The 26,023-nt window shown below is 72.0% G+C and carries 29 protein-coding genes and 1 pseudogene; 16 read left to right on the top strand and 14 right to left on the bottom strand.

Features of this window, described 5'->3' with window-relative positions:
- Positions 1-70: 70 nt before the first annotated feature.
- Positions 71-661 carry a 2'-5' RNA ligase family protein gene (locus ACF06X_RS16195; RefSeq protein ID WP_392287924.1) on the top strand — a complete coding sequence of 197 codons (591 nt, stop codon included), beginning with the start codon at positions 71-73 and terminating at the stop codon, positions 659-661.
- A 36-nt stretch (positions 662-697) separates the two neighbouring features.
- On the opposite strand, the gene ACF06X_RS16190 is transcribed toward ACF06X_RS16195, so the two are convergent.
- Together ACF06X_RS16190 and ACF06X_RS16185 are read right to left on the bottom strand one after the other, a co-directional pair.
- Positions 698-1,456 (bottom strand): decaprenylphospho-beta-D-erythro-pentofuranosid-2-ulose 2-reductase, encoded by a 759-nt coding sequence (locus tag ACF06X_RS16190; protein WP_392287923.1) that lies wholly within the window; start codon positions 1,454-1,456, stop codon positions 698-700.
- Positions 1,457-1,470: 14 nt separating this feature from the next.
- Positions 1,471-2,850: an FAD-binding protein gene (locus ACF06X_RS16185; RefSeq protein ID WP_392287922.1), complete on the bottom strand. Its 1,380-nt coding sequence runs from the start codon at positions 2,848-2,850 to the stop codon at positions 1,471-1,473.
- A gap of 159 nt (positions 2,851-3,009) precedes the next feature.
- Between ACF06X_RS16185 and ACF06X_RS16180 the strand changes: the two are divergent.
- The 3 genes and pseudogenes from ACF06X_RS16180 to ACF06X_RS16170 all read left to right on the top strand — a co-directional run.
- Positions 3,010-3,531, top strand: a pseudogene (locus tag ACF06X_RS16180) (phosphatase PAP2 family protein); the annotation flags it as partial.
- Between the two features lie 140 nt (positions 3,532-3,671).
- A complete protein-coding gene (locus tag ACF06X_RS16175) occupies positions 3,672-4,640 on the top strand; it encodes a decaprenyl-phosphate phosphoribosyltransferase (protein WP_392287921.1) in 969 nt (322 codons plus the stop codon).
- A gap of 82 nt (positions 4,641-4,722) precedes the next feature.
- A complete protein-coding gene (locus tag ACF06X_RS16170) occupies positions 4,723-5,646 on the top strand; it encodes a YihY/virulence factor BrkB family protein (RefSeq protein WP_392287920.1) in 924 nt (307 codons plus the stop codon).
- Here ACF06X_RS16170 and ACF06X_RS16165 read toward each other — a convergent pair.
- Entirely contained in the window at positions 5,576-7,003 is a 1,428-nt protein-coding gene (locus ACF06X_RS16165) for a D-alanyl-D-alanine carboxypeptidase (RefSeq protein WP_392287919.1), read from the bottom strand. The two genes, ACF06X_RS16170 and ACF06X_RS16165, sit on opposite strands and share 71 nt — an antisense overlap.
- Here ACF06X_RS16165 and ACF06X_RS16160 point away from each other — a divergent pair.
- The 3 genes from ACF06X_RS16160 to ACF06X_RS16150 all read left to right on the top strand — a co-directional run bounded on the left by ACF06X_RS16160 (position 6,942) and on the right by ACF06X_RS16150 (position 10,533).
- Positions 6,942-7,193 (top strand): SCO4848 family membrane protein, encoded by a 252-nt coding sequence (locus tag ACF06X_RS16160; RefSeq protein ID WP_392287918.1) that lies wholly within the window; start codon positions 6,942-6,944, stop codon positions 7,191-7,193. The genes ACF06X_RS16165 and ACF06X_RS16160 overlap by 62 nt on opposite strands.
- Positions 7,194-7,205: 12 nt before the next feature.
- Complete coding sequence (locus tag ACF06X_RS16155; RefSeq protein ID WP_392288424.1) at positions 7,206-8,834, top strand: metallophosphoesterase; 1,629 nt, start codon at positions 7,206-7,208, stop codon at positions 8,832-8,834.
- Positions 8,835-8,976: 142 nt separating this feature from the next.
- Complete coding sequence (locus ACF06X_RS16150; RefSeq protein ID WP_392287917.1) at positions 8,977-10,533, top strand: ABC transporter substrate-binding protein; 1,557 nt, start codon at positions 8,977-8,979, stop codon at positions 10,531-10,533.
- Positions 10,534-10,607: 74 nt separating this feature from the next.
- Here the strand turns inward: ACF06X_RS16150 and ACF06X_RS16145 are convergent, their stop codons facing one another.
- Genes ACF06X_RS16145 through ACF06X_RS16135 form a run of 3 tightly spaced genes read right to left on the bottom strand, consistent with a single transcriptional unit; the run spans position 10,608 to position 12,299 of the window.
- Positions 10,608-11,405, bottom strand: a complete 798-nt coding sequence (locus tag ACF06X_RS16145; protein ID WP_392287916.1) for a TetR family transcriptional regulator — start codon at positions 11,403-11,405, stop codon at positions 10,608-10,610.
- Positions 11,406-11,416: 11 nt separating this feature from the next.
- Entirely contained in the window at positions 11,417-11,848 is a 432-nt protein-coding gene (locus ACF06X_RS16140) for a thiol-disulfide oxidoreductase DCC family protein (RefSeq protein WP_392287915.1), read from the bottom strand.
- Positions 11,849-11,855: 7 nt separating this feature from the next.
- On the bottom strand, positions 11,856-12,299 hold the full coding sequence (locus tag ACF06X_RS16135) for a hypothetical protein (RefSeq protein ID WP_392287914.1): 444 nt from the start codon (positions 12,297-12,299) through the stop codon (positions 11,856-11,858).
- Between the two features lie 241 nt (positions 12,300-12,540).
- Here ACF06X_RS16135 and ACF06X_RS16130 point away from each other — a divergent pair, with 241 nt between their 5' ends.
- Positions 12,541-12,840 carry an alpha/beta fold hydrolase gene (locus ACF06X_RS16130; RefSeq protein ID WP_392287913.1) on the top strand — a complete coding sequence of 100 codons (300 nt, stop codon included), beginning with the start codon at positions 12,541-12,543 and terminating at the stop codon, positions 12,838-12,840.
- A gap of 17 nt (positions 12,841-12,857) precedes the next feature.
- Here ACF06X_RS16130 and ACF06X_RS16125 read toward each other — a convergent pair whose 3' ends face one another.
- Positions 12,858-14,114 (bottom strand): MFS transporter, encoded by a 1,257-nt coding sequence (locus ACF06X_RS16125; RefSeq protein WP_392287912.1) that lies wholly within the window; start codon positions 14,112-14,114, stop codon positions 12,858-12,860.
- A gap of 101 nt (positions 14,115-14,215) precedes the next feature.
- On the opposite strand from ACF06X_RS16125, the gene ACF06X_RS16120 reads away from it, so the two are divergent.
- A complete protein-coding gene (locus tag ACF06X_RS16120; RefSeq protein ID WP_392287911.1) occupies positions 14,216-14,755 on the top strand; it encodes a MarR family winged helix-turn-helix transcriptional regulator in 540 nt (179 codons plus the stop codon).
- A gap of 42 nt (positions 14,756-14,797) precedes the next feature.
- On the opposite strand, the gene ACF06X_RS16115 is transcribed toward ACF06X_RS16120, so the two are convergent.
- The 6 genes from ACF06X_RS16115 to ACF06X_RS16090 all read right to left on the bottom strand — a co-directional run bounded on the left by ACF06X_RS16115 (position 14,798) and on the right by ACF06X_RS16090 (position 19,524).
- Positions 14,798-15,316, bottom strand: a complete 519-nt coding sequence (locus tag ACF06X_RS16115) for a hypothetical protein (RefSeq protein ID WP_392287910.1) — start codon at positions 15,314-15,316, stop codon at positions 14,798-14,800.
- Between the two features lie 87 nt (positions 15,317-15,403).
- Complete coding sequence (locus ACF06X_RS16110; RefSeq protein ID WP_392287909.1) at positions 15,404-16,162, bottom strand: succinate dehydrogenase iron-sulfur subunit; 759 nt, start codon at positions 16,160-16,162, stop codon at positions 15,404-15,406.
- Entirely contained in the window at positions 16,162-17,916 is a 1,755-nt protein-coding gene (gene sdhA / locus ACF06X_RS16105; RefSeq protein WP_392287908.1) for a succinate dehydrogenase flavoprotein subunit, read from the bottom strand. Before sdhA ends, ACF06X_RS16110 begins: the two co-directional genes overlap by 1 nt.
- Before the next feature lie 25 nt (positions 17,917-17,941).
- Positions 17,942-18,418, bottom strand: a complete 477-nt coding sequence (locus tag ACF06X_RS16100; RefSeq protein WP_392287907.1) for a succinate dehydrogenase hydrophobic membrane anchor subunit — start codon at positions 18,416-18,418, stop codon at positions 17,942-17,944.
- An 8-nt stretch (positions 18,419-18,426) separates the two neighbouring features.
- Complete coding sequence (gene sdhC, locus ACF06X_RS16095) at positions 18,427-18,807, bottom strand: succinate dehydrogenase, cytochrome b556 subunit (protein WP_392287906.1); 381 nt, start codon at positions 18,805-18,807, stop codon at positions 18,427-18,429.
- A 192-nt stretch (positions 18,808-18,999) separates the two neighbouring features.
- On the bottom strand, positions 19,000-19,524 hold the full coding sequence (locus ACF06X_RS16090) for a 2-oxo-4-hydroxy-4-carboxy-5-ureidoimidazoline decarboxylase (RefSeq protein ID WP_392288423.1): 525 nt from the start codon (positions 19,522-19,524) through the stop codon (positions 19,000-19,002).
- A gap of 224 nt (positions 19,525-19,748) precedes the next feature.
- On the opposite strand from ACF06X_RS16090, the gene ACF06X_RS16085 reads away from it, so the two are divergent.
- From ACF06X_RS16085 to ACF06X_RS16075, 3 genes are all read left to right on the top strand, one after another.
- Positions 19,749-21,374 (top strand): glycoside hydrolase family 20 protein, encoded by a 1,626-nt coding sequence (locus ACF06X_RS16085; protein WP_392287905.1) that lies wholly within the window; start codon positions 19,749-19,751, stop codon positions 21,372-21,374.
- Between the two features lie 104 nt (positions 21,375-21,478).
- Positions 21,479-22,126 carry a DUF4328 domain-containing protein gene (locus ACF06X_RS16080; RefSeq protein ID WP_392287904.1) on the top strand — a complete coding sequence of 216 codons (648 nt, stop codon included), beginning with the start codon at positions 21,479-21,481 and terminating at the stop codon, positions 22,124-22,126.
- A gap of 63 nt (positions 22,127-22,189) precedes the next feature.
- Positions 22,190-22,732: a hypothetical protein gene (locus ACF06X_RS16075; RefSeq protein ID WP_392287903.1), complete on the top strand. Its 543-nt coding sequence runs from the start codon at positions 22,190-22,192 to the stop codon at positions 22,730-22,732.
- 108 nt (positions 22,733-22,840) lie between these two features.
- Here the strand turns inward: ACF06X_RS16075 and ACF06X_RS16070 are convergent, their stop codons facing one another.
- Positions 22,841-23,578, bottom strand: a complete 738-nt coding sequence (locus ACF06X_RS16070; RefSeq protein ID WP_392287902.1) for a Clp protease N-terminal domain-containing protein — start codon at positions 23,576-23,578, stop codon at positions 22,841-22,843.
- A gap of 76 nt (positions 23,579-23,654) precedes the next feature.
- On the opposite strand from ACF06X_RS16070, the gene ACF06X_RS16065 reads away from it, so the two are divergent.
- The 4 genes from ACF06X_RS16065 to ACF06X_RS16050 all read left to right on the top strand — a co-directional run bounded on the left by ACF06X_RS16065 (position 23,655) and on the right by ACF06X_RS16050 (position 25,817).
- A complete protein-coding gene (locus tag ACF06X_RS16065) occupies positions 23,655-24,329 on the top strand; it encodes a maleylpyruvate isomerase N-terminal domain-containing protein (RefSeq protein WP_392287901.1) in 675 nt (224 codons plus the stop codon).
- A 56-nt stretch (positions 24,330-24,385) separates the two neighbouring features.
- Complete coding sequence (locus ACF06X_RS16060) at positions 24,386-24,829, top strand: hypothetical protein (RefSeq protein ID WP_392287900.1); 444 nt, start codon at positions 24,386-24,388, stop codon at positions 24,827-24,829.
- Between the two features lie 128 nt (positions 24,830-24,957).
- A complete protein-coding gene (locus tag ACF06X_RS16055) occupies positions 24,958-25,539 on the top strand; it encodes an RNA polymerase sigma factor (protein ID WP_392287899.1) in 582 nt (193 codons plus the stop codon).
- Positions 25,536-25,817 carry a hypothetical protein gene (locus ACF06X_RS16050; RefSeq protein ID WP_392287898.1) on the top strand — a complete coding sequence of 94 codons (282 nt, stop codon included), beginning with the start codon at positions 25,536-25,538 and terminating at the stop codon, positions 25,815-25,817. Before ACF06X_RS16055 ends, ACF06X_RS16050 begins: the two co-directional genes overlap by 4 nt.
- Positions 25,818-26,023: the final 206 nt, after the last annotated feature.

Raw genomic sequence — 26,023 nt, 5'->3', positions numbered from 1 at the left:
GGACCACAGACCCGGACCACACGCGCGGACCACACGCGCGGACCGACCGATCAGATGAGGAGTGAGAGACGTGGGGACCGTAACGCTCGGCGTTTCGATCGCGGTCCCGGAGCCCTACGGCAGCCTGCTCCAGAAGCGGCGCGCGGGCTTCGGTGATCCCGCCGCGCACGGCATCCCCACGCATGTCACCCTGCTGCCGCCCACCGAGGTGGACGACTCCCGGCTGCCCGCGGTCGAGGAGCATCTCGCCGGGGTCGCGGCCGGCGTCCACCCCTTCCCGATGCGGCTCAGCGGGACGGGGACGTTCCGGCCGCTGTCGCCGGTGGTCTACGTCCAGCTCGCGGAGGGCGTCTCCGCCTGCACCTGGCTCCAGCAGCGGGTGCGCGACGCCTCCGGGCCGCTCGTGCGCGAACTGCAGTTCCCGTACCACCCGCACGTGACGGTGGCGCACGGCATCTCCGAGGAGGCGATGGACCGGGCGTACGAAGAGCTGGCCGAGTTCGAGGCGGGGTGGACCTGCTCGTCCTTCGGGCTCTACGAGCAGGGCGCGGACGGGGTGTGGCGCAAGCTGCACGCGTACGAGTTCGGCGGGGGCCTCTCCACCTCCTCCGTGCCCGCCCAGGGCAGCCCCCTCGGCACCCACACCCGCGCGGCCGGCTGACCCTCGGACCCTCGCCACCGGCCGCCCCCGGGCGGGCTAGCCCACCGGCAGGCGGCGGAACACCGGCCTCGGCACGTGCCGTAGCGCCGACATCACCACCCGCAGCGCCCCCGGCACCCACACCGTCTCCGAGCGCCGCCGCAGCCCCAGCTCGATCGCCCTGGCGACCGTCTCCGGAGTGGTCGCCAGCGGAGCCTCCGCCAGCCCCGCCGTCATCCTCGACCGCACGAACCCGGGCCGTACGACCATCACGTGCACGCCCGTGCCGTACAGCGCGTCCCCGAGCCCCTGGGCGAAGGCGTCGAGACCGGCCTTGGACGAGCCGTAGATGAAATTGGCCCGCCGGGCCCGCTCGCCGGCCACCGAGGAGAGCACCACCAGGGAGCCGTGCCCCTGCGACTGCAGGGCCCGCGCGCAGACCAGGCCCGCCGAGACGGCCCCCGTGTAGTTGGTCTGGGCGACCCGGACGGCGGCGAGCGGATCGGCCTCGTCGCGCGCCTGGTCGCCGAGGATCCCGAAGGCCAGCAGGACGAGGTCGATGTCGCCCTCGGTGAAGATCTTGCCCAGCCGCTCCTCGTGCGATTCCGGGTCGAGCGCGTCGAACGGGACGGTGCGGACGTCGGCGCCCAGCGCGCGCAGCGAGTCGGCGGCGGCCGTCAGGGCGGGGGAGGGACGCCCGGCCAGCCAGACCGTACGGGTGCGGCGGGCGATCAGCCGGCGGGCGGTGGCGAGACCGATCTCGGAGGTGCCGCCGAGCAGGAGCAGGGACTGCGGGGTGCCGAAGGCGTCCTTCATGACGATCAAACTCCTCAGAGGGCGAGACGACGGGAGAGGTCCGAGGTGAAGACGGAGCGCGGGTCGAGCGCGGCGCGCAGCGCCTGGAAGTCGGCGAGCCTCGGGTACATCGCGTGGAGCAGGTCGGGGCGCAGCCGCGAGTCCTTCGCGAGGTAGACCCGGCCGCCGGCGTCCACCACCTCCTCGTCGAGCTCGTCGAGGAAGGCGCCGAGCCCGGAGAGCCTGGCCGGGATGTCCAGCGCGAGCGTCCAGCCGGGCATGGGGAAGGAGAGCCAGCCGGGGTCGCCCTCGCCGAAGCGTTTCAGTACGGCGAGGAAGGAGGGGCAGCCGCGGCGCGCGACGCGCTTCACGATCCGGCGCACGGTCTCCTCGTGGCCGTACCCGACGACGAACTGGTACTGCACGAAGCCGCCGCGGCCGTAGATCCGGTTCCAGTGCGGCACGCCGTCGAGGGGATGGAAGAAGGCGGACAGGCGCTGGAGTTCGCCGGTGCGCCGGCGCGGCGCCCTGCGGTACCAGACGTCGTTGAACAGGCCGACGGTGGTGCGGCCGAGCAGCCCCTCCGGGACGAGCGCGGGGGCCGCGGGCAGCCTGCCGGGGCGGAAGGCGAGCGGTGCGCGGCGGGCGCGGCGGGGGAGTGCGTCGTACGGGGCGTGGTCGCCGCGGGTGAGGACCGAGCGGCCGGTGGCGGCGCCGCGGGCGAGCAGGTCGATCCAGGCGACGGAGTAGCGGTAGCGGTGGTCGCCGGCGGTGAGCCGGGCCATCAGGTCGTCGAGGTCGGTGGCGCGCTCGGTGTCGACGGTCATCAGGGAGGTCTCGACGGGCAGGAGCCGGAGGGTGGCGGAGAGGATCACGCCGGTGAGACCCATGCCGCCCGCGGTGGCGTCGAAGAGGTCGCTCCCGGGGACGACCGTACGGATCTCCCCGTCGGCGGTGAGGAGTTCGAGGGAGGTCACGTGCCGGGTGAAGGAGCCGGAGACGTGGTGGTTCTTGCCGTGGATGTCGGCGCCGATCGCGCCGCCGACGGTGACGTACCGGGTGCCGGGGGAGACGGGGACGAACCAGCCGAGCGGCAGCAGCACCTCCATCAGCCGGTGCAGGCTCACCCCGGCGTCGCAGACGACGACGCCGGTGGTGGCGTCGATGGTACGGACGCGGTCGAGGCCGGTCATGTCGAGGACGGAGCCGCCGGCGTTCTGCGCGGCGTCGCCGTAGGCGCGGCCGAGGCCGCGGGCGATGGAACCGCGGGCGCCGCAGGCGCGGACGGCTTCGGACGCCTCCTCGTAGGTACGGGGGCGGAGCACGCGTGCGAGGGTGGGCGCGGTGCGGCCCCAGCCGGTGAGGGGTTCGGACGTGTCCAGGGCCTCGGTGTCGGTGGTGGTCTCGGCAGCCATGGAGGCGACCGTATCGCCCTGCCTGTCACTTATGTGCGGTTTGCCGTTCGGTTCGCCGAATGGGTGATTAAAGGAGTGTCAGGAAAGATTGCCGTGCGGTCGACGGCCCGCCGGGCCAGAGTCGCCCCTGGTTGACCGAGAACCGGGGAGGCGGAGCCGATGCGATACGCGGACTGGGCCGGTGCCGAGCGGAGGCTCCTGGCCGTCCTGCGCGGCTGCGGACGGCGGGCGCCGGTGGCGACGGCGGCCCGCGCGCTCTCCTACGGCGGGGAACACGGCGCGCTCTGGCTCGCCGCCGGGCTCACGGGCGCGGCGGTGGACCGGCGCCGCCGGACCGGCTGGCTGCGCGGTACGGCCCTGATCGCCGGGGCGCATCTGGCGAGCATGGGCGTCAAGCGGGTGGTGCGCAGGGCGCGGCCCGGGGTGGCGGAGTACGAACCCCTGGTCCGCACGGCGGGCCGGCACTCCTTCCCCAGCTCCCACGCGACCTCCGCCGCGGCGGCGGCCGTCGCCTTCGGCGCCCTGCATCCGGCGGGCCGCCGCCTCGCCACCCCGCTGGCCGCCGCGATGTGCGCCTCCCGCCTGGTGGTCGGCGTCCACTACCCGACGGACGTGGCCGCCGGCGCCCTCCTCGGCGCGCTGACGGCGGGCATCGGCCGCCGCTGGCTGCGCACGGCACCTGGGGGTGCGACACATGGCGGTGCGACACACGGCGGTGCGGCACATGGCCGGGTGACACATGACGGGGCGGCACCACGTCACGGGGTGGCACACGACGGGGCGGCGCATCACGGGGTGGGCGGCGAGCGACGGCGGGCCTCATGACCGAGCGCGCCACGGGGGCGGCCGCCGTGCTCGACTCGCCCGTCGTCGTACGGGGGCCGGAACCGGCCCCCGTACGACGGGCCTTCGCCGTGCCGCTCGGGCTGCTGCGGACCGCGCGCCCCCGGCAGTGGGTCAAGAACGTCCTCGTCGTCGCCGCGCCCGCCGCCGCCGGCCAGCTCCTCTCCTGGCACACGGCGGCCCGACTCGCCCTGGTCTTCGCCCTGTTCACGGCGGCCGCCGCCGCCGTCTACCTCGTCAACGACGCCCGCGACGCCGCCGCCGACCGCGCCCACCCCGTCAAACGCCACCGCCCCGTGGCCGCCGGGCTCGTCCCCGTACCCCTCGCCTACGCCACCGGAACCCTCCTCGCTCTCGGGGCCGCCGCCGCGAGCGCGGTGCTCTGCAACCCCATGACGGCCGCGCTCCTCATCGCGTACCTCGCCATGCAGTTCGCGTACTGCGTCCGGCTCAAGCACGTCCTCGTCGTCGACCTCGCCGTCGTCACCACCGGCTTCCTGATGCGGGCGATGATCGGCGGTGTCGCGCTCGCCATCCCGCTCTCCCGCTGGTTCCTCATCACCACCGGCTTCGGCGCGCTCTTCATGGTCGCCGCCAAGCGGTACTCCGAAGCCGTCGAGATGGAGGCCGCGCGGGGCGCGACCCGCGCGCTGCTCACCCAGTACACGACCGGATATCTGCGCTTCGTCTGGCAGTTGGCGGCCGGTGTCGCCGTCCTCGGCTACTGCCTGTGGGCGCTGGAGAGCGGCGGCGTCGCCCACGGCGCTCTGCTCCCCTGGCGCCAGCTCTCCATGATCGCCTTCATCCTCGCCGTGCTGCGCTACGCCGTCTTCGCGGACCGGGGCACGGCCGGAGCCCCCGAGGACGTCGTCCTGCGCGACCGGCCGCTCGCCGTCATCGGGCTTGTGTGGGCGGCGATGTACGGGATGGCGGTCACGGACCTGTGAGACTCCTGAGGCCGGGGCCGGGGCCGGGGCCGGGAACGGAGCCCGTCCGGTCAAGCGGTGGATCAACGGGTAGGCGTACGACATGGAATGGCTGACGAAGCTCCCCGTCATCGGCCCCTGGGCCGCCCGGCTCATGCGCACGCACGCCTGGCGCTCGTACGAGACCCTCGACGAGGCCCACTGGACCCGCCTCGCCGCCGCCGTCACCTTCCTCAGCTTCCTCGCCCTCTTCCCCCTGATCACCGTCGCCGCGGCGATCGGCGCCGCGCTGCTCAGCCGTGAGCAGCTCGACACGATCGAGGCGCGGATCGCCGAGCAGGTCCCGGGGATCTCCGATCAGCTGAACATCAACGCGCTGGTCGACAACGCCGGCACCGTCGGCATCGTCGCCGGCGCGCTGCTGCTCCTCACCGGCATCGGCTGGGTCGGCTCGATGCGCGACTGCCTGCGCGCGGTGTGGGGCATCGACGACGAGGACGAGGGCAACCCCGTCGTACGCAAGGGCAAGGACGCGATCGTGCTGCTCGGGCTCGGCGGTGTGGGACTCGGCTCGCTCGCCGCCTCCTGGCTCGGCTCCACCGCCATCGGCTGGACCGCCGACCGGATCGGGATCTCCGACCGCGGGGCGGGCGGCATCCTGCTGCAGATTGCGGCGGTCGCCGTCGCCGCCGTCGCCGACTTCCTCATCCTGCTGTACGTCCTGACGCTGCTCCCCGGCGTCGAGCCGCCGCGCCGTCGACTGGTGGTGGCGGCGGTGATCGGCGCGGTCGGCTTCGAACTGCTGAAACTGCTCCTCGGCGGCTATATGAGCGGCGTCGCGGCGAAGTCGATGTACGGCGCGTTCGGCGTCCCGGTCGCGCTGCTGCTGTGGATCAATTTCACCGCGAAGCTGCTGCTCTACTGCGCGGCCTGGACCGCCACCGGGTCCAAGGAACCTAGTCGTCCGACTCGTCCTCCGCACGCTGACGACGACGGACCAGCTCCGGCAGCGGCCAGCGGCGGTTGACGAGGAAGACCCCGCCCGCGATCAGCGCCAGGACCCCGCCGACCAGGGCGAGGGCGATCCCCGCCCCGTCGGACTTCTTCTCGGCCACGGCGCTTTCGAGCACCGTGCCGGGCGCGTCCATGCGGGGCGTGGGTACCGTGCTGCTCTCGGTTCCCGGCTTCGTACGGGCGGACTTCGGCGGGACCAGTTCGCCGACCGGCTTCACCTTGCCGGCCGCGGCGAAGCCCCAGTCGAGGAGCCGGGCAGTCTCCTTGTAGACCGCGTGCTGCTCCTTGGAGGACGGGTTCATCACCGTCACGAGAAGCACTTTGCCGTTGCGCTCCGCGACGCCGGTGAACGTGGAGCCCGCGTGGGTGGTGCTGCCGTTCTTGACGCCCGCGATCCCCTGGTACGGCGCGATGCCGAACCCGCCGGTCAGCAGCCGGTTGGTGTTCTGGATCTCGAAGGTCTCGCGCTTCTTGCCGGGCTTCAGCTCGCCGGGGAACGTCGCGCGGGCCGTGGCGCTGTACTCCCGGAAGTCCGCGTTCTGCATACCGCTGCGGGCGATCAGGGTCAGGTCGTATGCGGAGGAGACCTGGCCCGGGGCGTCGTAGCCGTCCGGCGAGACCACGTGGGTGTCGAGCGCCTGCAGCTCGGCGGCGCGCTCGTTCATGTCCCGCACGGTCTGCGGAATGCCGTTGTTCATCGCGGACAGGACACGCACGGCGTCGTTGCCCGAGCGAAGGAAGACGCCCAGCCAGAGGTCGTGGACGCTGTAGGTCTGCTTCTCCTTGATCCCGACGAGGCTGGAGCCCGAGCCGATACCCGCCAGGTCCGTGGGGGCGACGGTGTGGAGCGCCGTCCTCGGGAACTTCGGCAGGAGCGTGTCCGCGAAGAGCATCTTGAGCGTGGAGGCCGGGGCCAGGCGCCAGTGGGAGTTGTGCGCGGCGAGCACGGCGCCGCTCTCCGCGTCCGCGACGATCCAGGACCGGGCGGACAGCTCCTTGGGCAGCACGGGCGCGCCGGGGCCGAGCTGGACCTGGGTGCCCGGCCGGCCGAGCAGCGCGCCTCCGACGGTGGACATGACGGCGGGAGGCTTGGGCTGTTTGTCCTCCTTGCTGTCCGCGTGGGCCGCCGGTGAGGCGGCGAGGAGGGGGAGAAGCGCGGCGGCGGTGACCGCCCAAGCGGTCTTGTTCGAAGCAGGCACGGTCGAGAACGTACAGGTACGGCTCAGCGAACCGAACCCCGCCAGGCGGTTCCCGGGCGGCCGTCCACCCGGACGCGGGGCCTGTGGGCCGGGCGAGGATACTGGGGACATGAAGCTCAGCCGGCCCGTCTCCTGGTTCCTGCTCGCCTTCGGGGTGTGGAGCTGGTTCATCTGGATCACCTTCGTCAAGAACCTCTGGAACGACGCGAGCGGTCTCGCCTTCGACGACGCGGGCGACCCGACGGCCTACTTCTGGGTTCATCTGCTGCTCGCCATCACGTCCTTTGTCCTGGGGACGGTGATCGGTGTGATCGGGTTGCGTGGCGTACGCGCATCGAGACGCGATCGCGATCGCGGATAGGGGTTGGGGCTCGTGCTCGTCTTCCTGCTGGGGCTCATCGTGGTCCTCGCCCTGCTGGGCGGGGTCCACTGGTACGTGTGGCGACGCCTGGTGCGCGATGTGACGGCGCGGGGGAGCGCGGCGCGCCGCGTGGGCACGGTGGCGGCGTTCGCGCTGCCGCTGCTGTCGTTCGCCGCCCTGGTCTCCTCCCGCGCGGGCGCCCCGTTCTGGCTCCAGCAGACCGTGGCCTGGCCCGGCTATCTCTGGCTGGCACTGCTGCTGTACGTGACGCTCGCCCTGGCCGTCGGCGAGGCGGTCCGCCCCCTGCTGCGCCGGTGGCTGGAACGCCGGCCGGCGAACCCCGGCCCGGCCGCGACCCCCGGGGGCGGCGCCCCTGTGTCCGTACCTCCGGCCCTGGACGGCCTGCCGCCCGCGCCTGCGGGGCTGGACGCGGCCGTGGCCGCAGGCACCGCCCCGGCGGGGCGTACGGCGGTCGCCGGAGCCGACAGCGTCCCGCCGCACGGCGACACGCTGACCGAGCCCACTCCAAGCGGCCCGCAAACCGGGACCGACACCGGCCTCGCGACCGCAGGGGCCACCGCGGGCCTGACGGCCACCGGCAGCGACGCGGGTCTCGCGACCGCCGGCGGGGAGGGCGACACCGCCCGCACGGCCGCCGGCGGCACCCACACGGGCGCGGAGGCCGGCACGGACGCCCGCACGGGCACCGGCACCCACGCGGACGTGGAGCCCGGCACGGACGCCCGCACGGGCACCGGCACCCACGCGGACGTGGACGCCCGTATGGACGCCGGGACCGCCGGGGCCTCTGCCCTCTCGCGGCGGTTGTTCGTCTCGCGGGTCGTCGGTGGGGCCGCGGCGGCCGCCGCCGTCGGGACGGTCGGCTACGGGACGTACGGCGTGCTGCGCGGGCCGCGCGTCAAGCGGGTCACCGTGCCGCTCGCCAAGGTGCCCCGCGCCGCCCACGGCTACCGGATCGCCGTCGTGTCCGACATCCATCTCGGGCCCGTCCTCGGCCGCGCCCACACCCAGCGCATCGTCGACGCCATCAACGCCACCCAGCCCGACCTGATCGCCGTCGTCGGCGACCTCGTCGACGGCACCGTCGAGAACCTCGGGACCGCCGCCGAGCCGCTCGCCCGGCTCCGCGCCCGCCACGGCTCCTTCTTCGTGACCGGCAACCACGAGTACTTCTCCGGTGCCGACGCCTGGGTCGACCACGTCCGCGAGCTCGGCCTGCGCCCGCTGCGCAACGAACGCGTCGAGATCGGCGCCGGGTTCGACCTCGCCGGAGTCGACGACATCGCCGGCGAGAGAGAGGGCCAGGGCCCCGACTTCGCCCGGGCGCTCGGCGACCGCGACCGCGCCAAGGCCACCGTCCTGCTCGCGCACCAGCCGGTCGTCGTCCACGACGCCGTCCGCCACGGCGTCGACCTCCAGCTCTCCGGCCACACCCACGGCGGCCAGCTCTGGCCCGGCAACTACCTCGCCGAGCTGGCCAACCCGACCGTCGCGGGCCTGGAGCGCTACGGCGACACCCAGCTCTACGTCTCCCGGGGCGCGGGCGCCTGGGGACCCCCGGTCCGGGTCGGCGCGCCCTCCGACATCACGCTCGTGGAACTCGCCTCGAAGCAGACCTGAGGAGCGAGGGAGCCCCGCTGCGTGAAGGGTGTGAAGGTTCACTCTTCCGCTTGTGAATTCCGTGTGATTGGGTGGGCGCCATCGCGGCACGGCCGGGGCGCCGCCGCGACAGGGGTGGGCTCTAAAAAAGGGAAACAGCGCGATGCGGTCGACGGTCCGTCTTCGGATCCTCATCACGTGTGGAGTTCTGGTGGCCGCCGGAGTGGGAGGCTGGCAGCTGCTGCCCTCCGACGACGTCCGGACCGACGCCATCACCGTCGGTACCACCGACGAGGTCACGTCCCTCGACCCGGCCGGCGCCTATGACGCCGGCTCCTGGGCGATGTACAGCAACGTCTTCCAGTCGCTGCTGACCTTCCAGCCCGGCGTCACCACACCGGTCCCGGACGCCGCCGAGAGCTGCAAGTTCGCGGACGCCAGACTCAGCACGTACCGGTGCGAGCTCCGGGACGACCTCACCTTCGCCAACGGCCGCAAGGTCACCGGCGAGGACGTCGTGTACTCCTTCGAGCGGATGCTGGGCATCAAGTCGGACGTCGGTCCGCAGTCGCTCTTCCCCACCCTCAAGTCGGTCGTGGCCGACGGCCGGACCGTCACCTTCCACCTGAGCGGACGCGACGCGACCTTCCCGCTGAAGCTCGCCACCGGCGCCGGCTCGATCGTGGACCGCACCCAGTACCCGGCGAACAAGCTGCGCGAGGGCAACAGCGTCGACGGTTCGGGGCCGTACGTCCTGAAGGAGTACAAGCCCGGCGAGAGCGCGCGGCTCGAGCCCAACCCGTCGTACAGGGGCGCGGTCGCCAGGGCCGGCGGCCCGGTCGTGGTGAAGTACTTCACCGAGTCCGAGGGGCTGGCCTCCGCCTGGAAGGCCAGGAAGGTCGACGTCACGCACCGGCAGCTGCCGCCGGAGTTCCTCTCCACGCTGGGGACGGGCGGAGGCTCCACCCGGATCACCGAGGCGCAGACGGCCGAGATCCGCAATCTCTACTTCAACGTGAAGTCCGGCTCTCCCATGGCGGAGAAGGCGGTCCGGCAGGCCGTCGCCGCCGTGATCGACCGGCCGGCGATCGTCACCGGCGCCTACCACGACACCGTTCAGCCGCTGTACTCCCTGATCCCGCAGGGCTTCAACGGCCACAGCACCTCCTTCTACGACCGGTACCCGGAGCCCTCCAAGAAGAAGGCCGCGAGCCTGCTGGAGGACGCCGACGTCGAGACCCCGGTGCGCTTCACCCTCGGCCACCGCAAGGACGCCACCTACGCCGCCGAGGCGGCCGAACTGAAGCGGCAGCTGGAGGAGACGGGCCTGTTCGAGGTCGAGCTCGTGGACGCGGAGTGGACGGAGTTCCAGAAGGCCTATGTACGGGGCGACTACGACGCGTACCCGGTCGGCTGGCTCCCCGACTTCCCGGACTCGGACAGCTTCACCGCGCCGCTCGTCGGTACCGGCAACGCCATGCACAACGGCTTCGGCAGCAAGAAGATCGACTCGCTGATCTACGCCACGCAGCAGTACAGCGAGCGGGCCGCCGCCGCCAACGCCTTCGAGGACATCCAGGCGGAGGTCGCCGCCGAGGTCCCGCTGGTGCCGCTGTGGCAGAAGAAGGACTACGTCCTGGCGACGGAGGACGTCGCCGGGTCCCAGTACCTCTCGGACGGCACCGGCATCTGGCGTCTGTGGGAACTCAACTGGATCTAGGCTTTCTCTACGGCCTTCTCCAGGTGATCAGGCCCGCTCCAGGGCCTTCTCCACGGCCTTGTCCAGGGCCCTCTCTACGGCTTCTTCTCGGGCTTCTTCGTCTTCGGCACCGCCCGCTTCGGCTTGCCCGAGGCCGCCATCCCGGCCGCCGTCGGCATGAAGTCGGCGAGGAGGTCGTGCGTCTCCTTCACCAGCGGGCGCAGCAGCCGGAAGCGCGAGAGCGAGATCGCCCGGGCGGTGACCGGTGCCAGGCGTTCGACCAGGCGGCGGCTGTTGGCGCAGCCTTCGGAGCGGTCGTACACCCAGAACAGCACCAGGCCCATCTGCTGGAGCCAGAGCAACTGCGGGAGCGGTTCGGCCAGTTCGGGGTCGATCTTCACCGAGGCCCCCGCGATGACGCGGCGGTACACCTCGATGGCGGCCTCGCGCGGGCCCTCCGACTCGGGGGAGAAGGGGCTGAGGGGGCTGTCCGGGTCGGCGGCGTTCTTGAAGAACTGGGCCGCGAACTCGTGGTACGGCTCGGCGATGTCGAGCCAGCCGAGGAGGACCCCGCGGATGCGGGCCGTGAGGTCCTTCTCGTCGCTGTCGAGGATCTCGGCGACGGCCGCCTGGTGCTCCTCGGCGATCCGGTCGTAGAAGCCCTGGACGAGGTGTTCCTTGGAGGAGAAGTAGTAGTACGCGTTGCCGACGGAGACCCCGGCCTCCTGGGCGATCGCCCGCATCGTCGTCTTGTCGTAACCGCGCTCCTTGAAGAGCCGGAGGGCGGTCTCGAGGATGAGGGTGCGGGTCTGTTCGCTCTTCGGGGCCTTGGCGGGGGACTTCTCCGCCGCGGCGTCGGGTCCGGCGGGCTTCTCTTCCTTCACGTCCTTCACACTGCCCGAGCCTAGCCGGGCGCGCCGGGCGCCTCACACAGCCCGTCCTCGCAGGCCGGCCCGTAGGCCTTGACCGCCTCGCGCCACTTGGCGGCGGCGAGGACGGTCGCCCGGGCGAAGGGCTGCCCGGCCGGGGTGGCCAGCCAGTGGGCCTTGGGCCGGTGGTCGGCAAGCGCCCAGAGGCAGACGATCCAGGCGGAGGCGGCGCGGTAGACCTGCCCCCGGTCCCCGATCACGGTGATCTCACGCAGGGTGGACTCGTGGTCGAGGCCGGGGAAGCGGCGCCTGGCCTCCTGGGAGGCGGCCGGGACGAGGTCGAGCGGGACGAGCTGGCGCTGCCGCAGGAGCCAGTGCCGCAGGTGGACACAGAGCGAGCAGTCCGCGTCGTACAACACGGTCAGCCGGTGGACAGGCGTGACCGGTCGTCCGGTCGGCGTCGTCATGGGGTGCTCACGCCCCGGCGCCCGCGCCGGTGGCGGGCGGTGCCCAGGGGCCCTTGGCGGGGCCGGTCCAGCCCTGCGGGGGCACCGGCGGAACCTGCTCGCGCTCCATCACGCCGCGGCGGCGGATCTTGTTGAGGACGTAGACGTTGCCGAGGTGCATGACGCCGAGGACGAGCAGCACCACGCCGAGCTTGACCGAGAGCGCCTCGAAGAGGTTCCGGGCGTCGGTGACGGCGTCGTCCTGGCTGAGGTAGAGGGCGACGAAGCCGAAGTTGACGAGGTAGAAGCCGACCACCAGGAGGTGGTTCACGGCGTCGGCGAGCTTCTCGTTCCCGTGCAGGACGTCGGCGAGGAAGATCCTTCCGTTGCGGCTGAGCGTACGGGCGACCCAGACGGTCAGACCCACGCTGATGAGCAGGTAGACGATGTACGCGACGACAGTGAGGTCCATGCCCCACGCTCCCTTGAACGCGTTCAAAAGCTGACGGTCATGACTGTAGGGCTTTACTTGAACATGTTCAAGTGCGCGGAAAGGGAAGGGGCGGCCGACCGCCCGGCCGTCGTCGGCTCCTCCTTCGGCGACGGGAAGACGCGCTCCTGGAGGCCGGCGACATCGACGCAGCGGTCGCCCTCAACGTCGACACCTGCTCGGCCCCGAGGCCGGAGCCGAGGCGCGTGAGCGAGTCCGCGTCATGCGGCGGCGCGCCTTCGACGTCCAGCTCGCCGCGCCCGAGGAGTTCGGTCCGGTCGACCCGGGCGTCGGGGCGGCGGAACTCGCCGCGATCGCGCTCCCGACCCTGGTCGTCTCCGGGGCGCACGACGTGGCCGACTTCCGGGAGATCGCGACCCGGCTCGCGGCCCTCCTGCCCGACGCGCGGTACCTCGACCTGAACAGGGCGGGCCATCTCCCGGCCCTGGAGCGCCCGGAGGGGACGAGCCGGCTGCTCCTGGAGTTCCTCTCCATGGCGGGAGACCGGTCGGCGGCGGCCTGAGCCCGGACCGGCGCGGATCAGCGTGCGGCGCCGAAGCGCCGCACTCCCGGCACCAGGGCCGTCCCCAGACAGCAGCCGCCCACGATCACGGCGGCGGCGATCAGGGGGACCTCCGCCCCCCAGGCGGAGGCGGCGATCGGCGCCAGGGCGTAGCCCAGGGGCATGGCGGCCAGCGAGAGCAGCCAGTCGTAGGACGTGACGCGGGCGAGGGTGTGGGCGGGGACGGCCTGCTGGACGGCGGTCTGCCAGACCGGCGAGAGGAAGCCGAGGCCGGCCTGGGCGATCCCGTACGCGGCGACGGTCAGCGGCGCGGGGGCGGGGACGGCCAGGAGGACCAGGGGCAGGGCGTAGGCGGCGAGGCCGAGGTTCGCCACCAGGACCGGTCGCCGGGGACGCAGCCGGTCGGCGAGCAGAGCGCCGAGCAGGAAGCCCACCGCGCCGGTCTGGAGGAACACCACCCAGACGCCCGTGCCGCCGAGCCGGGTGAGGGCGATCGACGGGCCGAGGGTCATCAGGACGGCCGCGGCGGCGTTCCACGCGCTGTGGGCGACGAGGCTGGTCCAGTACCAGTCGCGTGACCTGACCTCCCGCCATCCCTCCCTCAGGTCGGCGCGCAGCGAGCGGCAGGGGACCGGGACCCGCTCGACGCGCACCGCGCGCAGCAGCGCGGCGCTGACCGCGAACGTGGCCGCGTCCAGGACGAACGCCCAGCCCGGCCCGACGGTCACGATCAGCACCCCGGCGAGCGCCGGCCCGCCGATACGGGTGGCGCTCTGGGCCACCCCCATCGCGGCGTTGGCGCGCTGCAGCGCCCCGGGTGCGACCGTCCCCCGCACCAGCGGGGAGCCGGTCGGCATCGCGAACGCCCCGGCCGCGCCGCCGGCGACCTCCGCGCCCGCGATCACCCAGAGGCTCGGCTCCCCGCTCAGCAGCTGCCAGGCGACGAGGAGTTGGGCCGCGCACCGGACGAGGTCGGTGGCCATCGCGACCGTACGGGCGTCGAAGCGGTCGCCGACGACACCGCCGACCGGCAGCAGCAGAAGCTTGGGCACCATCGCGCAGGCCAGGATCAGCGCGAGCGCGGCGGTCGAACCGGTGGCCTCCCAGACGGCGATGGCGAGCGCGGCCGGGATGACGGCGTCGCCGAGGAGGGAGAGCGCCCGGCCGGCGAAGAGCAGCCGGAAGGGGCGGGTACGCAGCGGGTGGCGGACGGGCGTGGACGGGGCCACGGCGGCGGACGGCTGTTCTTGCGGGGCGGCAGCGGGCACGGGCATGACCGTGAGAGTATTTCGGTACCGAATCATTCGGCAACGAAATATCTGGCAACGAAATATTCGTCGGCGAAGGAACGCGGCGGGCGTCGTACGATCGGTCCATGGAGCCGACCGACCCCGCGGGGCCGCAGCAGCGCGACTGGACCGACGAACACGTGGCGCGCTGGCAGCCGGTCCTGCCCGGCCTCGACCCTGTCGTCGAGGGCGCGGTCACCCGGATGAAGAAGCTCTCCGTCCATCTGCGCCGGGTCCGCGAGCAGTCCCTGCTCGACTTCGACCTCGAACGCCACGAGTTCGACACCCTCCACAAGCTCGCCGGACGCGGCGGCAGCGCCGCCCCCTCCGAACTCGCCCAGGATCTCGACCTCGCCCCCGCCTCGGTCACCGGCCGGCTGGACGCCCTGGAGAAGCGCGGCTTCGTCCGCCGCACCCCCTCCACGACCGACCGGCGCCGGGTCGTCGTCGAACTCACCGCCTCCGGCCGCGAGACCTGGCTCGGCGCCATGGACGTCCTCGGCCACGAGGAGGAGCGGCTCCTCGGCGTCCTCGACAAGGACGAGCGCGTGCTGCTCAACGACATGCTCCGCCGCGTCATGACGGCCGCCGAGAAGCCCGACGTCCCGGAGCCCTGGCACGGCTGACCCACGGCCCCGCCGGATCGGCGGTCCGTCCGCCCTACCGGCTCAGATGCTCAGCGAGCGCGCGTAGTTGAGCTGCCCCATGACCCGGTGGATGGTGTCCGGACCGGTCGCCGGGATCATGGTGGTGTGGTGCCGGCCGCCGCTGGTCACGGTGACCTGGATGAAGCCGGTCGTCTGCTTCTCCTTCATCAGCAGGAAGAGAAGACCGATCAGGCAGAGCAGGGCGAAGACGATGGCCAGCACGATCGCGACGGTCGGGATCTTCTCCTCGGTCCGCGACATGTCCATCGCGTTCCACACCGCGCCCTTGAGCGGCATCGAACCCGCCGGCGTGATGATCTGGTCCCCCACGACCGTGATGTCCCCGAGGCTCAGCAGCGGCGCCCCGCCGCCGTGCGGCACCGGCGGATACTGCGGCGGCACCGGCACCCCGTCGGCCAGCGTCGGCTGGTACGCGGGACCCGAGCCCGGCTGGGGATATCCGTAACCCGGCGCTCCGGCCTGCTGATCAGGCCCCCACTGGTACTCGGGACCGTCCTTGTAAGGGTTCGGCTCGCTCATGTCTCCCCGCTCTCCACAATGAAAATGAAAAGGCCCGCTCCTGCACGCCGCAGCGTACAGAAGCGGGCCACCACACCGGACCAGGTGTCAGAAGCGACGCGTGATCAGCGCGCGCTTGACCTCCTGGATCGCCTTCGTGACCTCGATGCCACGCGGGCAGGCGTCCGTGCAGTTGAACGTCGTGCGGCAACGCCACACGCCGTCCTTGTCGTTCAGGATCTCCAGGCGCTGCTCGCCCGCCTCGTCACGCGAGTCGAAGATGAAGCGGTGCGCGTTGACGATCGCGGCCGGACCGAAGTACTGCCCGTCGTTCCAGAAGACCGGGCAGGACGACGTGCACGCGGCGCACAGGATGCACTTGGTGGTGTCGTCGAAGCGCTCGCGGTCCTCGGCCGACTGCAGACGCTCACGCGTCGGCTCGTTGCCCTTGGTGACCAGGAACGGCATGACGTCCCGGTACGCCTGGAAGAACGGCTCCATGTCGACCACGAGGTCCTTGAGGACCGTGAGGCCCTTGATGGCCTCGACCGTGATCGGCTTCTCCGGGTTGATGTCCTTGATCAGCGTCTTGCAGGCGAGCCTGTTCTTGCCGTTGATCCGCATCGCGTCGGAACCGCAGATGCCGTGCGCGCAGGAGCGCCGGAAGGTGAGCGAGCCGTCGACATCCCACTTGATCTTGTGGAGGGCGTCGAGCACGCGCTCCTTGGGGTCGATCTCGATCTGGAAGTCCTCCCAGACCGCCGCGTCCGAGATCTCGGGGTTGAAGCGGCGGATCCGGAAGGTGACCGTGATGTACGGCGAGGCGGCGGAGCCCGCCTCGACCTTGTCCAGTACGGGGGTGGCCATCAGTACTTACGCTCCATCGGCTGGTAGCGGGTCTGGACGACGGGCTTGTAGTCGAGACGCACGGTCTCGGAGCCGTCGGCGCCGACCTCGCGGTACGCCATGGTGTGGCGCATGAAGTTGACGTCGTCGCGGTTGGGGTAGTCCTCGCGGTAGTGACCGCCGCGGGACTCCTTGCGCGCCAGGGCCGAGACGGCCATGACCTCGGCCAGGTCGAGCAGGTTGCCCAGCTCGATGGCCTCCAGGAGGTCCGTGTTGAAACGCTTGCCCTTGTCCTGGATGGACACGTTCAGGTAGCGCTCACGCAGCTCGGCGATCTTCTCGACCGCCGTCTTGATGGTCTGCTCGGTACGGAACACCATCACGTTGGCGTCCATCGTCTCCTGCAGCTCCTTGCGGAGGACGGAGACCCGCTCCGTACCCGTGGAGTTGCGCAGCCGCTCGACCTGCTCGGCGACGAACGCCGCCGGGTTCTCGGGCAGCTCGACGTAGTCCGACTTCGCCGAGTACTCGGCGGCGGCGATACCGGCCCGCTTGCCGAAGACGTTGATGTCCAGGAGCGAGTTGGTGCCCAGACGGTTGGCGCCGTGCACGGAGACACAGGCGACCTCGCCCGCCGCGTACAGACCCGGGACGACGGTGGTGTTGTCGCTGAGGACCTCACCCATGACGTTGGTCGGGATGCCGCCCATGGCGTAGTGCGCGGTCGGCTGGATCGGGATCGGGTCCGTGTAGGGCTCGATGCCGAGGTACGTACGGGCGAACTCGGTGATGTCCGGGAGCTTGGCGTCGAGCTGCTCCGGCGGAAGGTGCGTCAGGTCGAGGTAGACGTGGTCGCCCTCGGGACCGCAGCCGCGGCCCTCGCGGATCTCCGTGTAGATGGAGCGCGAGACGACGTCACGGGACGCGAGGTCCTTCATGACCGGCGCGTACTTCTCCATGAAGCGCTCGCCGTCCTTGTTGCGGAGGATGCCGCCCTCACCGCGGGCGCCCTCCGTCAGCAGGATGCCCATGCGCCAGATGCCCGTTGGGTGGAACTGGAAGAACTCCATGTCCTCCAGCGGCAGACCGCGGCGGTAGCAGGCCGCCTGGCCGTCACCGGTGAGGGTGTGCGCGTTGGAGGTCACCTTGAAGAACTTGCCCGTGCCGCCGGAGGCGTAGATCACGGCCTTGGCCTGGAAGATGTGGATCTCGCCGGTGGCCAGCTCGTAGGCGACCACACCGGCCGACTTCTTGACGCCGTCGACCTCGGTGATCAGCTGGTCCAGGACGTAGAACTCGTTGAAGAACTCCACGCCCTCCTTGACGCAGTTCTGGTACAGCGTCTGGAGGATCATGTGACCGGTGCGGTCCGCGGCGTAGCAGGACCGGCGGACCGGGGCCTCGCCGTGGTTGCGGGAGTGACCGCCGAAGCGGCGCTGGTCGATGGTGCCGTCCGGCGTCCGGTTGAACGGCAGACCCATCTTCTCCAGGTCGAGGACGGCGTCGATGGCCTCCTTCGCCAGGATCTCGGCGGCGTCCTGGTCGACCAGGTAGTCACCGCCCTTGACCGTGTCGAAGGTGTGCCACTCCCAGTTGTCCTCCTCCACGTTGGCGAGCGCGGCGGCCATGCCGCCCTGCGCCGCGCCGGTGTGGGAGCGGGTGGGGTAGAGCTTCGTCAGCACGGCGGTGCGGCTGCGCTTCGTCGCCTCGATGGCGGCGCGCATGCCGGCGCCGCCGGCTCCGACGATGACGGTGTCGTACTTGTGGATCTTCATGACGTGGATTACCTCAGCCCCGTGCCTAGCGGATGTTCGGGTCGAAGGTGAAGATCACCAGCGTGCCCAGAAGGATGGTGAACACCGTGGCGGTGTACAGCAGGCCCTTGAGCCACAGGCGCGTGCCCGCCCGCTCGGCGTAGTCGTTGATGACCGTGCGGAGGCCGTTGGCGCCGTGCAGCATGGCGAGCCAGAGCATCAGCAGGTCCCAGACCTGCCAGAACGGGGACGCCCAGCGGCCGGCCACGAAGGCGAAGCCGATCTTGGAGACGCCGCCGTCGAGGAAGAGCTGGATCAGCAGGTGGCCGAGGACCAGGACGACGAGGACGATGCCCGAGAGGCGCATGAAGAGCCACGCGACCATCTCGAAGTTGCCCCGGGTCGCCTTCGGCGTCTTGCCGGTGCGCTTGCGGGGGGCCTCGATGTACGGGGCGGGGTTGTCCACGTCGTAGTGGGCGCCGCCCTCGACGGGACCGATCGCGGAAGTGGTGTCAGCAGACATGTCTGGCGTCAGCTCCCGAACAGTTCACGTGCGGCGTGGCCGAGGACGGGATACACAGAGCCCGCCATCAGCACGACCCAGATGCCCACGACGGTCCAGAGCATCTGCTTCTGGTAGCGCGGGCCCTTGGACCAGAAGTCCACGGCGACGACCCGCAGGCCGTTGAGCGCGTGGAAGAGGATGGCGGCGACGAGGCCGTACTCGAGGAGTGCGACGATCGGCGTCTTGTACGTGGCGACGACCTCGTCGTACGCCTCGGGGGAGACGCGGACGAGAGCGGTGTCCAGCACGTGTACGAACAGGAAGAAGAAGATGAGGACGCCGGTGACTCGATGAGCCACCCAGGACCACATTCCTTCCCGGCCGCGGTACAGCGTTCCAGCCGGCACGGAAAAACCCTCCGGGAGCGGGGATCAGGGTCGGCCGGCTTCAGTGTCGGTCAGACCCGGCCGGGTACGGTCCACCGGCCCCGGTCATCGTAGCGACGAGATGTCGGTTCCCTCGCGCGGGGTCCATAGGTGTGATCAAAGAGGCACGTACGGGCTATCGCCAGGACCGGAATCGCCGCATTCCGGACGGAATCACGGCGCGGCGATCCCGACCGTGAGGCGGGCGCGGGCCAGCCGGCGCAGCTCGTCGGCGGCGATCGCCCGCTCCTCCTCGGGTTCGTTGCCCAGTCGTGACCGGATTCCGGCGAGGACCTGGTCGAGCCGCTCGGCGGGTCGCACCCCGTCGAGGCTGATGACGAACGCGTGCCCGAACCTGCTCTCGTACGCGGCGTGGGCGGCGCGCAGCGCGGTGTGCGCGGCGGCCGGGGCGTCGGGATGCGGCGCGGCCGGGCACTCCGCGGCCAGCGCCTCGTCGAGATCGGCGGCGGCCAGGTCGTAACCGGCCTCGTCGGCGGCGGCGAGCAGCGCGTCGAGCGTCGGGTACGGCCGGTGCGCGGCCACCCGTTCGGCCCAACGCCGACTGTGGCAGCAGGAGAGGAGCAGCTCCTCGGCCTCGGCCTCGGAGGCGGCGTTGAAACGCACGAGGCCGGCCGGGTGCCGGGGATACCCGGGAGCGCCCTGCCGGCCGGGTATCGCGGGCGTGGCGGGGGAGCCCAGGTTCCGGGACGGGGCGCGGGTGTCGCTGGTCAGCGTGGACTCCGGGAAGGGTGGGGTGGGTGTGACGCAACGTTATCGACGGGGAGGGGGAGCCGTCCGACGGATGCGCGAATTTCACCCGGAAGGGAGAGTTTCGGAACACGGGTATGACGTCCGTCTGACCGTACGGAGGACGGCCCCGTGCGCCGAATGGCCCTCAGCCCCTCCGTGAGGGAGGATTCCGAATGATGCGGTACTCCATACGTGGGCCCCGGGCGGGCTCCTCTCTCCTCGCGGGCGCGGTGGCCCTGGTCACCCTGACCGCCTGCTCGGACGGGGCGGCCTCCGGCCCCGGCGGGCCGACCTCCGGCGTCGGCACGCCCTCCGCCCTCACGAGCCCGGCCACGAGCCCGACACCCGAACCGAGTCCGACGCCCACCCGGACGTACCCCCTGTCCACCGCCCCCCTCACCGTCCCCGCCGTGCGCTCCCACGAGGCGGCCCGCGGCCCCGGCTGGCGGCCGGTGCCCGCCGCCGGTGTCGTCGTCGCCGCGGGCAGCGAGAAGCTCGCCGACGAGGGGCGGCTGCTCGCGGGCGAGCTCAAGATCGCCTACCGGGGCGCCGTCGCCGCCCGCGCGGGCGACGTCGAGCTGGCGCTGGGCGGGAAGGGCTCGCCCGAGTCGTACACGCTCACCACCCGCGACAACCGGGTGCGGATCACCGGTCCCGACGAGGCGGGGGTCTTCTACGGGACCCGGACCCTCAAGCAGTCGGTGAAGGGCTCCGGGGCGATGCCCGAGGGCACGGTCACCGACACGCCGGCGAAGCCGCAGCGCGGCCTGATGGTCGACATCGCGCGCAAGCACTTCACCGCGGGCTGGATCGAGGCCCGGGTGCGCGAGATGGCCGACCTCAAGCTCAACCAGCTGGGCCTGCACTTCTCCGACGACCAGGGCTTCCGGATCGAGTCCGACAGCCACCCCGAGATCGTCTCCGCCCAGCACCTGACCAAGGCCGAGGTCCGGCGGATCGTGGATCTCGCCCGGAGTCTGCACATCACCGTCATCCCCGAGATCGACTCGCCGGGACACCTCGGCGCGGTCATCGCCGCCCACCCGGACCTCCAGCTCAGGAGCGCCACGGGCCGGGCGCCGCGCGGCGCCGTCGACATCGCGAACCCCGCCTCGGCGAAGATCGTCGACGAGCTGCTGCGCGAGTACATGGGCCTGTTCCCCGGCGGCTACTGGCACCTGGGCGCGGACGAGTACGTCGCCCTGATGGCCCGGGATCCCGAGGCGACCTACCCGGGCCTGGCGCGGGCGGCCCGCGCGAAGTACGGCTCCTCCGCCCGGGTCCAGGACCTGGCGACGGGCTGGCTCAACGACCGGGCGGCGGTCGTCCGCCCGACGGGCAGGACGCTGAAGGCCTGGAACGACGGCTTCTTCCCGGGCGGGGTGGTGAGCGCCGCCAAGGACATCGAGGTCGAGTACTGGACCGGCAAGGAGATCGGCGCCCGGCCGCCGACCGCCTACCTGAACGAGGGCCGCAAGGTCGTGAACCTCAACGACGAGTACCTCTACTACGTCCTCGGCGAGCCGAACCAGTTCACGTACCCCACCGGTCGCCGGATCTACGAGCAGTGGACCCCGCTGGTCCTGCGCGGCACGGCCCCCGTGCCGGCGCGGTACGGCCCGCAGATCCTGGGCGGCCGGTTCGCGGTCTGGTGCGATCTGTCCCAGGCGCAGACCCAGGCGCAGGTGGCGGACGGCATCCGGATGCCGCTGACGGCGACGGCGCAGAAGCTGTGGGACGAGCGGAAACCGGCGATGAGCTGGGAACGGTTCCGGGACCTGGCGGCGAAGGTGCGCTAAGGGACGCCGGGCGGTGGGGGGATACGCTCCCCACCGCGGCGGCCGTCCGGCCGCCCGGCGCCTCGGGGAGGGGCGCCGTTCACCCGTGGGGGTCCCGCTCGCTCATGCTTCGCAATCCCGTTGGCCTGTCGTACGCCGTCGTGGCCCTGCTCGCGGCGGTGATCGTGGCCGATGCCGCTCTCTTCGCCGCGGCCCTCGACGTACGGCTCCTGATGGCCGGCGATCTGAACGACCACCCTCATCCGGCGGGGTTCGCGCACATGGGTGTCGAGGCGGCGACCGTCGTCCAGGGCCTGATCGGCCTGGCGCTCATGGTGGTCTTCATCATCTGGTTCTTCCGGGTCCGCAAGAACGCAGGTGTCTTCGCGCCCGATCTGCACCGGGGCGGTCCTGGCTGGGCCATCGGCGCCTGGTTCGTCCCGGTCGCCAACCTCTGGTGGCCGCGCAGCGTGGCCGCCGGCACCTGGCGGGCCAGCCGCCGGGACCCTTACGGCGACGGCAAGGTCGAGGGCGAGTCGTTCGCCCTGCTCAACTGGTGGTGGACCTTCTGGACCCTCACGAACCTGGCCGGTCTTTTCGCGAGCGCCGTATATGAAGACGCGAACACGGTCGAGGGGTTCGCGGCGGGGGCCCTCGCGCTCATGGTGTCCGCCGTCGTGGACATCGTCGCCGCTCTCCTGGCGATTCTCTTCGTGCGGCGTCTCACCTCTATGCAGCACGCGAAGGCCACTGGCATGATTCCGGCCGCGTAGTGACGTAATCGCGCCAAGCGGCGCAGTAATGAGGAAGTACTGCGTCCGCAACGGGAGGCCTCCATGAGCCTGCTGGAACTGATCGACCGGGCCGATGAACGGAGCCTGGCCGCCGCCGGGCTCGCCTGCCTGGACCGGTGTCTGCCGCTGCTCGCGCCGGAGGCCGCCGACGTGCTGCGCCCGGTGTGGGCCGCCGTCGCGCGCGGCGACGGCGTGGCATGGGGCGAGACGCTCGCCAAGGCCCGGGCGGAACTGTCGGGCGGCGATGGCGAGGCCGCCGCGCTCGTACGGGAGATGCTGGCCGCCGCGCCCGCGGAGTGGGCGGAGGGGCCGCTACGGGAGTGGGCCTCCGGGTGCTCCGTCACGGCCCTCGTCCTGCACGGGCGGTACGACGCCGCCGACGCCACCGAGGAGCTGATCGCGCGCTGCCGGGCCGGTGACGCGGTCGGGGCCGGTCCGCTCCTCGCCGGAGAGCTGCGCCGCCAGCGCACCGTCCTCGAATCGGTCGCCCACGGCCCGACGGGGCTGCGCCGTGCCCGGGAACTCTCCACGGAGGGCGGCCGGGTGCTCCGGGCCGTGGTCTCCCGCCGGGCGCGTACGGCCTGAGCGGCGGCCGCAGGTCCTCGACTGGGCCTGAGCGGGCGGGCGTTCGGCCGGGTGCCCCGCGAGGCGCCCGGCCGCTCTTGTCATGCCGCTCTTGTCATGCCGGCGAGGTCATGCCGTCGAGTCCGACTGCTGGACCAGGGCGATCGTCCGGGCGATGTCCGACTCCGCCCGCGCCTTGTCGAGGCCGAGGCCCGACAGGACCCCCTGGCCGTCCTCGTACTCCAGCAGTGCCAGCAGGACGTGCTCGGTGCCGACGTAGTTGTGGCCGAGCCGGAGGGCCTCGCGGAACGTCAGTTCCAGGACCTTCTTCGCCGCCGCGTCGTACGGGATGAGTGAGGGCACCTCGGCGACCGAGGACGGCAGGGTGGCCGTGACGGCCTCGCGCAGCCGCTCCGGGCTCACGTCCTGCGAGGCGATCCAACGCGCGGCGAGTCCGTCGGGCTCGGCGAGCAGGCCGAGGGCCAGATGGCCCGGGACCATCTCGGCGTTGCCGGCGGCCGCGGCCTCGTTGTGGGCCGCCATCACCACGCTCCGCGCCCGCGGTGTGAACCGGCTGAAGCCCGCGTTCGGGTCCATCTTCTCCGTGTCGGGTGCCTTGGGCACGAAGCGCTTCTGCGCCGCCTGCCGTGTGACGCCCATGCTCTTGCCGATGTCGGTCCAGGAGGCGCCGGAGCGTCGTGCCTGGTCGACGAAGTGACCGATCAGGTGGTCGGCCAGGTCGCCGAGGTGGTCCGCCGCGATGACCGCGTCCGACAGCTGGTCGAGCGCGTCGGTGTGGACCTTCTTGATCGCCTGGATGAGGTCGTCGAGCCGGATGGGAGGGGTCGAGCCGACTGGGTTCGTCATGAGTGCAACCCTAGGTTGACAGTCGAAGGGGTGTCAACCCGTGGTTGACAGTTCGAGGGTCGTCATGATGATCGCCATGACGACCGGTCCCCGCATCACCGCAGACGACCTCCAGCACGCCCTCCGCCTCTCCCTCACCGCCCTGCGTGCCGCCGCCGCGGGCACCGCTCCCGCCGACTGGGAACGGCCCGCCGGCACCCTGACGTGGAGCTGCTGGGAGACCGTCGAGCACCTCGCCGACGACCTCTTCGCCTACGCCGCGCAGATAGGCCTCGAAGCGCCGCCGCTCGACACGGAGGTGCCCTACCTCTGGGAACGGCGGCGCCCGGGCGGCCCCGCCAACGTGACCTACGCCGACCCCGCGGCCGGCACCCATGGACTGCTCCAGGTCCTCGAGTCCTGCGGCGCGATGCTCGCCGCCCTTGTCCGCACGGCCCCGGCCGACCGGCGCTCGTACCACTGCTTCGGTGTCTCCGACGCCGAGGGCTTCGCGGCCATGGGCATCGTCGAGACCCTCGTCCACACCCATGACGTCGCCACCGGGCTCGGGGTCGCCTGGGCGCCGCCGGCCGGGCTGTGCGACCAGGTGCTCACCCGGCTCTTCCCGGACGCGCCCACGGACACGGACCGCTGGCCGACCCTGCTGTGGGCCACGGGCCGCGGCGAACTCCCGGGCCGCGAGCGGCTGGCATCCTGGCGCTGGTTCGCCGAAGTGCGCGACCGGGACGAGGAGTTCGACCGCCCGGTGTGATCAGCGCCACTCCCGTCCCCTGTGACACTTGGGCCCCGCCGGTCGCTTGGTGGAGCATGCACCGGGAAACCGACAACCCGCCGACCACGCCGTCCGCCGACGGAATGCGTGCCTACGTCAGCCAGTTCGTCGACCGGCTCACGGAGAGAAGCCGTCTGCCGCTCGACTACTCCGTGGCCAGCCTCCGGCTGGTCGACAGAATCGTCGACGGACTGAGACGCGACCGGCCCGACCGCGCCCAGGTCGCCCCGACCCTCCAGGGGCTCGGCGCGTACACCGGGGAGGTGATCGTGCGGCGGGCCGGTGGGTGCTGGGTGGACTTCGACGCGGGGCAGCGGGAGTTCTTCCGGCAGCCCGTCGGGATACGGATGCCCGACGGGCGCGCCTGGAATCCGCTCGGAAAGGTCGTCAACCGCTTCGAGACGGGCCCGGAGGAATCCGTACAGCGCTTCTATCTCCTGCTCCACGGGCGGGCGCGAACTCCTGTGCGGTGCCTGTGAAGCTGTGACGTTTCCGCCGGGCCGCGCGCTGAAGGAAGGGGGACGGTCGGTGCGCGGTGCGCCCCGCTCTCCTGTTTTTCAAGCCACGGGCACGGTGTGCGGTGCCGAGTCGGCACGAAGAGGGAAGCGTGGGCGCGGACGACGCGGAACTGGGGATCCTTGTCGAACGCGCGCGGCGCGGGGACGAGGAGGCCTTCGCCCGGGCGTACCGCATGGTGCAGCCGGGGCTGCTCGGCTACGTCCGGGGCCTGGTCGGGGAGGACGCCGAGGACGTCGCCTCCGAGGCCTGGCTCGAGATCGCCCGGGACCTGGGGCGGTTCCGGGGCGACGGGCCCGGATTCCGGGGCTGGACCGCGACGATCGCCCGCCACCGGGCGCTCGACCATCTGCGCAGGCAGCGGCGCAGGCCCCGGACCGCCCTGCTGAAGCAGGACCTGCTGGAGCTGCCGGGCGGTCACGACACGGCCGCCGCCGCCCTGGAGACCCTGTCGACGGAGCAGACGCTCGCCCTGGTCCGCAGCCTGCCGCCGGACCAGGCCGAGGCCGTCCTGCTCCGGGTGGTGGTCGGTCTGGACGGGCCGGCGACCGCCCGCGTCCTGGGCAAACGTCCCGGGGCGGTCCGCACGGCGGGCCACCGGGGCCTGAGGAGACTGGCCGGCCTGCTGGCCGCCGCCGCGGAGCCGCCGCGACGGCAGAAGGATGGAACATGACACGGGAACCTGAACCGGACACGGACGAGGACCCAGCCACGCGAGCCGAGGTACGAGCCGTCGCGGGAGTCGACGTACGGGCCGACGCGATCGCCGTCGTCGACCCGCTCTCGCTCTCCGTCGACCCGCTCTCCGTCGACCCGCGCGAGGCGCGGGCGCGGGCGGCGTACCGGGCCGCGCGGGACGCCGGGGCGCACCGCTCGCTGCGCACCCGGCGGCGGGACGACTGGCGCCCCGCCCGAGTGCGGAGACGGTGGCACGGAGGCCACAGACCCTGAACGGGGCCCAGGAAAACGGTCGGAAGCGACACGAAACGGCCGGAAATGGAGGACGACCGGGGCCGCCACCCCCCACAGGAGAGGCCCCGGTCGCCGTCCGCCGGGGCCGCAGCACGGCCCCGTACTCCTATCAGCGCCGCGCATGCGTTTTCTGTCACACCGTGAGGGCCCGCTGCGGCTGTCGAAGGTTGCACCCTGTACAAAGA

It is taken from the genome of Streptomyces sp. NPDC015346 (genome assembly GCF_043078785.1).
GTDB lineage: Bacteria > Actinomycetota > Actinomycetes > Streptomycetales > Streptomycetaceae > Streptomyces.
This window is presented reverse-complemented; position numbering and strand designations above follow the sequence as displayed.

What these genes read in the sequence shown, in the direction of transcription:
- ACF06X_RS16185 (WP_392287922.1), bottom strand. Translation starts at nt 2,850, where the DNA reads ATGGCTGCCGAGACCACCACCGACACCGAGGCCCTGGACACGTCCGAA.
- ACF06X_RS16135 (WP_392287914.1), bottom strand. Translation starts at nt 12,299, where the DNA reads ATGGACCTCACTGTCGTCGCGTACATCGTCTACCTGCTCATCAGCGTG.
- ACF06X_RS16100 (WP_392287907.1), bottom strand. Translation starts at nt 18,418, where the DNA reads ATGTCTGCTGACACCACTTCCGCGATCGGTCCCGTCGAGGGCGGCGCC.
- ACF06X_RS16160 (WP_392287918.1), top strand. Translation starts at nt 6,942, where the DNA reads ATGAAGCTCAGCCGGCCCGTCTCCTGGTTCCTGCTCGCCTTCGGGGTG.
- ACF06X_RS16165 (WP_392287919.1), bottom strand. Translation starts at nt 7,003, where the DNA reads ATGAACCAGCTCCACACCCCGAAGGCGAGCAGGAACCAGGAGACGGGC.
- ACF06X_RS16125 (WP_392287912.1), bottom strand. Translation starts at nt 14,114, where the DNA reads ATGCCCGTGCCCGCTGCCGCCCCGCAAGAACAGCCGTCCGCCGCCGTG.
- ACF06X_RS16080 (WP_392287904.1), top strand. Translation starts at nt 21,479, where the DNA reads ATGCTTCGCAATCCCGTTGGCCTGTCGTACGCCGTCGTGGCCCTGCTC.
- ACF06X_RS16170 (WP_392287920.1), top strand. Translation starts at nt 4,723, where the DNA reads ATGGAATGGCTGACGAAGCTCCCCGTCATCGGCCCCTGGGCCGCCCGG.
- ACF06X_RS16070 (WP_392287902.1), bottom strand. Translation starts at nt 23,578, where the DNA reads ATGACGAACCCAGTCGGCTCGACCCCTCCCATCCGGCTCGACGACCTC.
- ACF06X_RS16175 (WP_392287921.1), top strand. Translation starts at nt 3,672, where the DNA reads ATGACCGAGCGCGCCACGGGGGCGGCCGCCGTGCTCGACTCGCCCGTC.
- ACF06X_RS16050 (WP_392287898.1), top strand. Translation starts at nt 25,536, where the DNA reads ATGACACGGGAACCTGAACCGGACACGGACGAGGACCCAGCCACGCGA.
- sdhA (WP_392287908.1), bottom strand. Translation starts at nt 17,916, where the DNA reads ATGAAGATCCACAAGTACGACACCGTCATCGTCGGAGCCGGCGGCGCC.
- ACF06X_RS16060 (WP_392287900.1), top strand. Translation starts at nt 24,386, where the DNA reads ATGCACCGGGAAACCGACAACCCGCCGACCACGCCGTCCGCCGACGGA.
- ACF06X_RS16085 (WP_392287905.1), top strand. Translation starts at nt 19,749, where the DNA reads ATGATGCGGTACTCCATACGTGGGCCCCGGGCGGGCTCCTCTCTCCTC.
- ACF06X_RS16130 (WP_392287913.1), top strand. Translation starts at nt 12,541, where the DNA reads ATGCGGCGGCGCGCCTTCGACGTCCAGCTCGCCGCGCCCGAGGAGTTC.
- ACF06X_RS16075 (WP_392287903.1), top strand. Translation starts at nt 22,190, where the DNA reads ATGAGCCTGCTGGAACTGATCGACCGGGCCGATGAACGGAGCCTGGCC.
- ACF06X_RS16110 (WP_392287909.1), bottom strand. Translation starts at nt 16,162, where the DNA reads ATGGCCACCCCCGTACTGGACAAGGTCGAGGCGGGCTCCGCCGCCTCG.
- ACF06X_RS16150 (WP_392287917.1), top strand. Translation starts at nt 8,977, where the DNA reads ATGCGGTCGACGGTCCGTCTTCGGATCCTCATCACGTGTGGAGTTCTG.
- ACF06X_RS16115 (WP_392287910.1), bottom strand. Translation starts at nt 15,316, where the DNA reads ATGAGCGAGCCGAACCCTTACAAGGACGGTCCCGAGTACCAGTGGGGG.
- ACF06X_RS16120 (WP_392287911.1), top strand. Translation starts at nt 14,216, where the DNA reads ATGGAGCCGACCGACCCCGCGGGGCCGCAGCAGCGCGACTGGACCGAC.
- ACF06X_RS16190 (WP_392287923.1), bottom strand. Translation starts at nt 1,456, where the DNA reads ATGAAGGACGCCTTCGGCACCCCGCAGTCCCTGCTCCTGCTCGGCGGC.
- ACF06X_RS16140 (WP_392287915.1), bottom strand. Translation starts at nt 11,848, where the DNA reads ATGACGACGCCGACCGGACGACCGGTCACGCCTGTCCACCGGCTGACC.
- ACF06X_RS16065 (WP_392287901.1), top strand. Translation starts at nt 23,655, where the DNA reads ATGACGACCGGTCCCCGCATCACCGCAGACGACCTCCAGCACGCCCTC.